This is a genomic window from Pseudomonas edaphica (assembly GCF_005863185.1).
Classification (GTDB): Bacteria; Pseudomonadota; Gammaproteobacteria; order Pseudomonadales; family Pseudomonadaceae; genus Aquipseudomonas; species Aquipseudomonas edaphica.
Window position 1 is genome coordinate 1 of the sequence record NZ_VBVZ01000229.1, and the last position, 9,161, is coordinate 9,161.

At 58.2% G+C, this 9,161-nt stretch carries 6 protein-coding genes; 4 read left to right on the forward strand and 2 right to left on the reverse strand.

Features of this window, described 5'->3' with window-relative positions; genetic code table 11:
* Positions 1-391: 391 nt before the first annotated feature.
* Positions 392-631: a DUF6124 family protein gene (locus FEM54_RS16365; RefSeq protein ID WP_017138629.1), complete on the forward strand. Its 240-nt coding sequence runs from the start codon at positions 392-394 to the stop codon at positions 629-631.
* Between the two features lie 70 nt (positions 632-701).
* On the opposite strand, the gene glnA is transcribed toward FEM54_RS16365, so the two are convergent.
* Positions 702-2,108 (reverse strand): glutamate--ammonia ligase, encoded by a 1,407-nt coding sequence (glnA, locus tag FEM54_RS16370; RefSeq protein WP_017138628.1) that lies wholly within the window; start codon positions 2,106-2,108, stop codon positions 702-704.
* A gap of 334 nt (positions 2,109-2,442) precedes the next feature.
* On the opposite strand from glnA, the gene thiI reads away from it, so the two are divergent.
* The gene (gene thiI / locus FEM54_RS16380; protein ID WP_065930794.1) at positions 2,443-3,897 is read left to right on the forward strand and encodes a tRNA uracil 4-sulfurtransferase ThiI; all 1,455 of its coding nucleotides are present in this window, start codon (positions 2,443-2,445) and stop codon (positions 3,895-3,897) included.
* A gap of 139 nt (positions 3,898-4,036) precedes the next feature.
* A complete protein-coding gene (gene typA / locus FEM54_RS16385) occupies positions 4,037-5,857 on the forward strand; it encodes a translational GTPase TypA (RefSeq protein ID WP_003217997.1) in 1,821 nt (606 codons plus the stop codon).
* 195 nt (positions 5,858-6,052) lie between these two features.
* On the opposite strand, the gene FEM54_RS16390 is transcribed toward typA, so the two are convergent.
* Positions 6,053-6,487, reverse strand: a complete 435-nt coding sequence (locus tag FEM54_RS16390; RefSeq protein ID WP_053253906.1) for a YkgJ family cysteine cluster protein — start codon at positions 6,485-6,487, stop codon at positions 6,053-6,055.
* 236 nt (positions 6,488-6,723) lie between these two features.
* Here FEM54_RS16390 and FEM54_RS16395 point away from each other — a divergent pair.
* Positions 6,724-9,161: glycogen/starch/alpha-glucan phosphorylase (locus tag FEM54_RS16395; RefSeq protein ID WP_138451902.1), on the forward strand; the 2,438-nt coding region annotated here is incomplete at its 3' end.

Genomic DNA, 9,161 nt, shown 5'->3' on the forward strand with positions numbered 1-9,161 from the left:
GGTATACCCAGCGGATGCCATCGCAGGCAAGCCAGCTCCCACATTTTGATTGGGTTTGCAGATTTTGGGCAGTGTCAGCCAGAGGCTACCTTAGCTTGCGTGCTTGCCTACAGGTGCGCCAGAATCCGCCGGCTTGTACGGCTGGCTTGTCGTCTCTAAGGTTGCTCGGTCGCTGCTCATCAGCGATCAGGTTTAGTAGCCTGGATTCGAATTGTAGGCCGTGCATTCTCCATCAATCAGATTTCCCAAATCTGTGCTTGATGGTGGCTGTGCGCAGGGCATCCTCGGATGCGCCGGGCTTCTACATTCACCGGTCTACTAACCTGCGCACAGCCGCCACCCTTTCGTTTAGTAGCGAAGCGAAGGCGGCCTCATTAGAGGAATGTAGAAAATGTTCAAACCAACGCCAAATCCGCCTCCATCCGTCTTCACCATCGACCCTGGCAGCGACGACGAATCCCTGCTGATCAACAGCTTCGAAGCCTTCTCCTCGGTCAGCACCTTGTTGCTTGATTTGTCCGAGGCGCTGGAAGGCAAACACCGCGATACCGTCCTGGCCATTCACCAGCTCAGTGCCCTCGGCACCTTGATGGTGGGCAACATGCTCGACCGCCACGCCCCGGCTCGCTAAACGCCAGGCAAAAAAAAGACCTCCCGAAGGAGGTCTTTTTCGTTACGCCGCGTTAAGCAGCGCTACCGGATCAGCAGCTGTAGTACAGCTCGTATTCCAGTGGGTGTACGAAGGTGCGTACTTTGATTTCTTCTTCGCTTTTCAGCTCGATGTAGGCATCGATGAAGTCGTCGCTGAATACGCCGCCTTTGGTCAGGAACGCACGGCCCTTGTCCAGCTCTTCCAGGGCTTCTTTCAGGCTGCCGCACACTTGTGGGATCTCTTTGGCCTCTTCAGGCGGCAGGTCGTACAAGTTTTTGTCGGCGGCGTCGCCTGGGTGGATCTTGTTCTGGATACCGTCCAGGCCAGCCATTACCAGCGCAGCGAAGGCCAGGTATGGGTTAGCTGCCGGGTCCGGGAAGCGCGCTTCGATACGGCGAGCGCGAGGGCTGGACACGTAAGGAATACGGATCGAAGCGGAACGGTTACGCGCCGAGTAGGCCAGCATTACCGGTGCTTCGAAACCTGGCACCAGACGCTTGTAGGAGTTGGTCGACGGGTTGGTGAAGCCGTTCAGGGCCTTACCGTGCTTGATGATACCGCCGATGAAGTACAGGGCAGTGTCGGACAGGCCGGCATAACCTTCGCCAGCGAAGGTGTTCTTGCCATCTTTGGCGATGGACAGGTGAACGTGCATACCCGAACCGTTATCGCCGTACAGTGGCTTAGGCATGAAGGTAGCGGTACGGCCGTAGGCATCAGCCACGTTGTGTACGCAGTACTTCAGGGTCTGAACTTCGTCAGCCTTGGCCACCAGGGTGTTGAACTTCACGCCGATTTCGTTCTGGCCGGCAGTCGCCACTTCGTGGTGGTGAACTTCGATGACCAGGCCCATCTCTTCCATGGCGTTGCACATGGAGGTACGGATTTCGTGGTCGTGGTCGAACGGCGGAACCGGGAAGTAACCACCTTTGATACCTGGACGGTGGCCTTTGTTGCCGCCTTCGATGTCCTGGTCGGACATCCACGAACCTTGTTCGGAGAAGATCTTGAACATGGAACCGGAGATGTCGGACTTGAACTTGACCGAATCAAAGATGAAGAACTCTGGCTCCGGGCCTACGAATACGGTGTCGCCGATACCGGTCGACTTCAGGTATTCCTCGGCGCGCTTGGCGATCGCACGTGGGTCGCGGTCGTAGCCTTGCATGGTCGAAGGCTCGATCACGTCGCAGACGATGATCAGGGTTGGGTCTTCGGTGAACGGGTCGAGTACGGCAGTGCTGTCGTCCGGCATCAGGATCATGTCGGAAGCTTCGATGCCTTTCCAGCCGGCAATGGAGGAACCGTCGAACATTTTGCCTTCTTCGAAGAACGCATCATCCAGCGCGTCGCGAGCCGGCATGGTCACGTGGTGCTGAGTACCTTTAGTGTCCGTGAAGCGCAGATCAATCCATTTAACGTCATGATCTTTGATGAGTTGAACCGACTTCGACATGGTGTCCTCCGGGTGGCTTCGGGCTGGGGTAGTGGAGTTAGCCCTTAGAATGTGGGTGATGCCGGCGCGAATACTCGACCAAGGCAACCTGCCTCACAAGAGAGCAAATTGCATGCCAGTGCGCCAACATGGCCTTTTTGCCTCAAAATGGCCCCTATAACGGTGCAATCCGCTGAAGCGGAATAAATAACGCACTGCAATGTAGCGTTAATTTGCGCAAATGACCCGTTTTGGTGCGTTGCATCTGTGATGCATATTAACTGGTTAAACCTTGAGCGATTTCCGCTATAATCCGCGCCCCCCTTTTTCAGCAGGCCCGGCGCGCGCTGTTTCCATGAAATTAATCGTAAAAGTCTTCCCCGAGATCACCATCAAAAGCCGACCGGTACGGACGCGTTTCATCCGTCAGTTGGCCAAGAACATCCGTGCCGTGCTCCGAGACCTGGACCCGGCTGTGGTGGTGAACGGTGTGTGGGACAACCTCGAGCTGGAAACCCGCATAACCGACGCCAAAGCCTTGAAGGACATGACCGAGCGCCTGAGCTGCATGCCGGGCATCGCGCATTTCCTGCAGGTCGATGAGTACCCGTTGGGCGACTTCGACGACATCACCGAAAAGTGCAAACAGCACTACGGTGAGTCGCTTGAAGGCAAGATCTTTTCGGTGCGCTGCAAGCGCGCCGGAAAGCACACCTTCAGCTCCATGGATGTCGAGAAATACGTCGGCAGCAAGCTGCGTCGCGAGTGCGGCGCCGCCGGAATTTCCCTCAAAGCGCCGCAAATTGAAGTGCGCATGGAAATTCGCGACCAACGGTTGTTTGTGATCCACAGCCAGCACAACAGTATCGGCGGCTACCCGCTGGGCGCACTGGAACAGACCCTGGTACTCATGTCCGGCGGTTTCGATTCCACGGTGGCGGCCTACCAGATCATGCGTCGCGGCCTGATGAGCCACTTCTGCTTCTTTAACCTGGGCGGGCGTGCACACGAATTGGGCGTGATGGAAGTCGCGCACTTTATCTGGAAGAAGTACGGCAGCTCCCAGCGCGTGCTATTTGTAAGCGTGCCGTTTGAGGAAGTGCTGGGCGAAATTCTCGGCAAAGTCGATAACAGTCATATGGGCGTAGTATTGAAGCGTATGATGTTGCGCGCTGCGTCGCGAATCGCCGATCAGTTGCAGATCGACGCGCTGGTGACCGGTGAAGCGATCTCCCAGGTGTCCAGCCAGACGCTGCCGAACCTGTCGCTGATCGACTGCGTCACCGAGAAGCTGGTCTTGCGCCCGCTGATCGCCAGCCACAAACAGGACATCATCGACCTGGCAGAAGAAATCGGCACGGCCGACTTTGCCAAGCACATGCCTGAATATTGCGGGGTCATTTCGGTGAACCCCAAGACCCACGCCAAGCGCAACCGCGTGGAGTATGAAGAACAACAGTTTGATATGGCGATTCTGGAGCGTGCGCTCGAGAACGCCAAGCTGGTCCCGATCGATCGTGTCATCGATGAATTGGGCCAGGATGTGCAAATCGAAGAAGTCAGCGAAGCCCTGGCCGGCCAGATCGTCGTCGATATCCGTCACCCGGATGCCGCCGAGGATGAGCCGCTGGAAATCGCTGGCATCGACGTGCAAGCGCTGCCGTTCTACGCATTGAACGCGCGCTTCAAGGAACTGGATAACAGCCGTCAGTACCTGCTGTATTGCGACAAAGGCGTGATGAGTCGCCTGCATGCCCACCATTTGCTCAGTGAGGGGTATGCCAATGTGCGCGTTTATCGACCGAGCTAAGAGCCCGGGGCTGTTTGCCTGTGGCCTGCGTCACCGGCCCCCCGACTCTGCCGTCAAGCTGTAACGGCAAGGCCTGACTCTACTGTTAATCGCTGCCACGACCTGTCAGCACACCGAATCCTCTGATCGAGATACACAAGTGATCGAAAATCTACGTAACATCGCCATCATTGCTCACGTTGACCATGGTAAAACCACCCTGGTAGACAAACTCCTGCGTCAATCCGGCACCCTGGAGCGCAACGAGCTCAACGACGAGCGCGTGATGGACTCCAACGACCAGGAAAAAGAGCGCGGTATTACCATCCTGGCTAAAAACACCGCTATCAACTGGAACGGCTACCACATCAACATCGTGGACACCCCGGGCCACGCCGACTTCGGCGGCGAAGTAGAACGCGTAATGTCGATGGTTGACTCCGTTCTGCTGCTGGTTGACGCTCAAGACGGCCCTATGCCGCAAACTCGTTTCGTGACCAAGAAGGCTTTCGAAGCCGGCCTGCGTCCGATCGTGTGCATCAACAAGGTTGACCGTCCAGGCGCGCGTCCGGACTGGGTTCTGGACCAGATCTTCGACCTGTTTGACAACCTGGGTGCTACCGAAGAACAGCTTGACTTCAAAGTGGTCTACGCCTCGGCCCTGAACGGCATTGCCGGTCTGGAACACACCGACATGGCTGAAGACATGACCCCGCTGTACCAGTCGATCGTCGACAACGTACCGGCACCAAAAGTTGACCGTGAAGGCCCGTTCCAGATGCAAATCTCGGCACTGGACTACAACAGCTTCCTGGGTGTTATCGGTGTTGGCCGTATCGCGCGTGGTAGCGTCAAGCCGAACACTCCAGTTGTCGCCATCGGCGCCGACGGCAAAAAGCGTAACGGTCGTATCCTGAAGCTGATGGGTCACCACGGCCTGCACCGCATCGACGTTGAAGAAGCTTTCGCCGGCGACATCGTGTGCGTGAGCGGTATGGACTCGCTGTTCATCTCCGACACCCTGTGCCAGCCAGACAACGTTGAGGCGATGAAGCCTCTGACCGTTGACGAGCCAACCGTCTCCATGACCTTCCAGGTAAACGACTCGCCTTTCTGCGGTAAAGAAGGCAAGTTCGTGACTTCCCGTAACATCAAGGAACGTCTGGACAAAGAGCTGCTGTACAACGTTGCACTGCGCGTTGAAGAAGGCGACTCGGCTGACAAGTTCAAGGTTTCCGGCCGTGGTGAGCTGCACCTCTCGGTACTGATCGAAACCATGCGTCGCGAAGGCTTCGAAATGGGCGTTGGTCGTCCAGAAGTGATCATCCGTCAGGTTGACGGCGTGAAGCAGGAACCGTTCGAAAACGTGACCATCGACACCCCTGAAGAATCCCAGGGCAAGGTCATGGAAGAGATGGGCCTGCGTAAGGGCGACCTGACCAACATGGTGCCGGATGGCAAAGGCCGTGTACGTCTGGAATACAACATCCCTGCGCGTGGTCTGATCGGTTTCCGTAACCAGTTCCTGACCCTGACCAACGGTGCTGGCATCCTGACCTCGATCTTCGATCGCTACGACACCATGAAGTCCGGCGACATGTCCGGCCGTCAGAACGGTGTTCTGGTATCGGTAGAAACCGGCAAGGCGCTGACCTACTCCCTGGAAACTCTGCAGGCGCGTGGCAAGCTGTTCGTTGAACACGGTCAAGAGATCTACAACGGTCAGATCGTTGGTCTGAACAGCCGTGACAACGACATGGGCGTCAACCCAACCAAAGGCAAGAAGCTCGACAACATGCGTGCTTCGGGCAAAGACGAAACCATCGCTCTGGTCCCACCTGTTCGCTTCACCCTGGAACAGGCCCTGGAATTCATCCAGGACGACGAGCTGTGCGAAGTTACGCCTAAGTCGATCCGCCTGCGTAAGAAGATCCTGGACGAAGGCGAGCGTACCCGCGCCGCCAAGAAAGCCAAGAACTGAGTTAACTCAGGCTGAATGAAAAACGCCCCCGGTCGAAAGGCCGGGGGCGTTTTTTTATGCCTGCAGTTTTTGTGGTGACTGTGCCGGCCTCATCGCGGGCAAGCCCGGCTCCCACATTTTGGATCTGTGAATACATTCAAATGTGGGAGCTGGCTTGCCTGCGATGAGGCCCTTGAGGGCACTACAAAATCCGGATCAGAACTTGTCGAGAGTCCGGAAATTGGTCTCGCGCACCACTTCCTTCGGCTTGTACGCACAATACCCCGGCCGCGGCCCGATTTTCGGGTGGTTGCGGCAGGTATCCGGGCGCTTGTCATAAATAGTGCAGAAGCGCGTCTTACGATCCAGGTATAGGCAGTCGTTATTGCTCATGCGCTGCAGGGTGAAAATTTCGGATTTGGAATTGTAGCGCTCGACGATGCCTTCCTTCTGCAAACGCTTGGCGATGTTCTTCGGCGGGTCGCCGCGCTCGAACTCATCGACGATGCCAATGCGGATCAGGTCCTTGATCTTCACCTCGACCGGCAGCGTGCAGCAGCTGGACACGCAGCCACCGCACATGTGGGCGGAATATTTCTGCCAGGTCTCGAGACGGTCGAGTTCAGCGGCGGCGATCAGTTGAGGCTTCATCAAGGTTCCAAGGTGGGGCTGTATCCGGGCGCGCGATCATACCGGGATTGGTGGTTTTTTGAACAATATTTTGCAGATTTCATCTCCAACGGTGCAGGGGAGAAAAGCAGGCACGGCCCCTGCATCAATTTCCAGCAATGGTGAATGAGTTAAAAAACTGCCGAACCAGCACGTCTACCGTCTGTCAGACCGACTAGGCTCTAGCAACTCCTTCAATCTCGCCCGAGGTCGCACCGATGTCTCAGGAACCGCTTGCACGAGAAGCAGAGGTAGCCGCATTCCGCGATGCTGTCTTGACCAAACTTACCTACGCGGTGGGCAAGGACCCGGATCACGCCTTCGACCACGACTGGTTCGAAGCCATTGCCCTGGCCGCCCGCGACCAGATGGTCGACCACTGGATGAACCACACGCGGCGCATCTACCGCAAAGGCCAGAAGCGGGTGTATTACCTCTCGCTGGAGTTCCTGATCGGCCGTTTGCTCTACGACAGCCTGAGCAACCTGGGTGTGTTGGAGATTGCCCGCGAAGCCCTGTCCGAACTGGGCGTGGACCTGGAGCGCATCCGCCTGCTGGAGCCCGACGCGGCGCTCGGCAACGGTGGCCTGGGCCGCCTGGCCGCGTGCTTTATGGAAAGCATGTCGACCCTGGGCATTGCCGGCCACGGCTATGGCATCCGGTATGAACACGGCCTGTTTCGCCAGGCGATTGTCGACGGCTGGCAGCAGGAACAGACCGAACGCTGGCTGGATTTCGGCAACCCGTGGGAGTTCGAGCGCGCCGAGGTGATTTACCCGATCGGCTTTGGTGGCAGCGTCGAAACCCTGGCGGACGCCTCCGGCAAGATGATCCAGGTGTGGACGCCCAACGAAACAGTTCGCGCGGTGGCATACGACACGCCGGTAGTCGGCTGGCGCGGTGCCAGTGTGAACACCCTGCGCCTGTGGCGCGCCCGTGCGGTAGAAGACCTGCACCTGGAGCGCTTCAACGCCGGTGACCACTTGGGCGCCGTCGCCGAAGTGGCTCGCGCCGAAAGCATCTCCCGAGTGCTTTACCCGGCCGACAGCACCGAAGCGGGGCAGGAATTGCGTCTGCGCCAGGAATACTTCTTTGTTTCGGCCTCGCTGCAAGACCTGCTGCGCCGCCACAAGAACATGCACGGCTCGGTACTCAGCCTGGGTGAGCACGCCGCGATCCAGCTCAACGACACCCACCCGTCCATCGCCGTGGCTGAATTGATGCGCCAACTGGTCGACCTGCATGACATTCCGTGGGAAGCCGCGTGGGATGTGACGGTTGAAACCCTTTCCTACACCAACCACACCTTGTTGCCCGAGGCGTTGGAAACCTGGCCTGTCGGTTTGATGGAACGCATGCTGCCTCGGCATATGCAGATCATCTACCTGATCAACGCCCAGCACATCGACTCACTGCGCGCCAAGGGCATCCACGATTTCGACGTATTGCGCGCCGTGTCCCTGATCGAAGAAGACAACGGCCGCCGCGTGCGCATGGGTAACCTGGCGTTCCTTGGCTCCCATAGCGTTAACGGTGTGTCCGGTTTGCACACCCAGCTGATGCGCAGCACGGTGTTCTCCGAACTGCACAAGCTGTACCCGGAGCGCATCAACAACAAAACCAACGGCATCACCTTCCGCCGCTGGCTGTACCAGGCCAACCCCAAGCTCACCGAGATGCTGGTGGAGGCTCTGGGGCCGGACATCCTCGACACCATGGAAACCCGCCTGACGGAGCTGGAGACCTTCGCCGAGAAGCAGGTGTTCCGCAAAGCCTTCGCCGAACAGCGCCTGCACAGCAAGAGGGCACTGGCCGAGATCATCCACGAGCGCCTGGGCATTTCGGTGAACCCGGCGGCGATGTTCGACGTGCAGGTCAAGCGGATCCACGAATACAAACGCCAACTGCTCAACCTGCTGCACACCGTGGCCTTGTACCAGGCAATCCGCGCCGAGCCAGGCACCGATTGGGTGCCGCGCGTGAAAATCTTCGCGGGCAAGGCGGCGGCCAGCTATCACCAGGCCAAGTTGATCATCAAGCTGACCAACGACATCGCCCGCACCGTGAACAACGACCCGACCGTGCGCGGCTTGCTCAAGGTGGTGTTCCTGCCCAACTACAACGTCAGCCTGGCGGAAAGCATCATCCCGGCGGCGGACTTGTCCGAGCAGATTTCCACGGCCGGTTTTGAAGCCTCTGGCACCAGCAACATGAAGTTCGGCCTCAATGGCGCGCTGACCATCGGCACCATGGACGGCGCCAACGTGGAGATGCACGAGCGCGTGGGCGCCGAGCATATGTTTATCTTCGGCCTCAGCGCCGAACAAGTGGAAGCCCGCAAGCACGCCGGTGAATTCCACGCCGGGCCGGATGTGGCAGCCTCCCATCGTCTCAACGATGTGTTGCAAGCGATCCGCGGCGGGGTGTTCTCGCCGGATGATCCAGGCCGCTATGTGGGCTTGATCGACGGGTTGATCGACTACGACCGTTTCCTGGTGTGCGCCGACTTTGACGCCTACTGGGACGCCCAGGCGCGGGTCGAAGCGCATTGGCACGATTCCAAGGCCTGGTGGCGTTCGGCTGTGCTCAATACGGCGCGCATGGGCTGGCTCAGCTCGGACCGCACCATCCGCGAATACGCCACCGAGATCTGGAA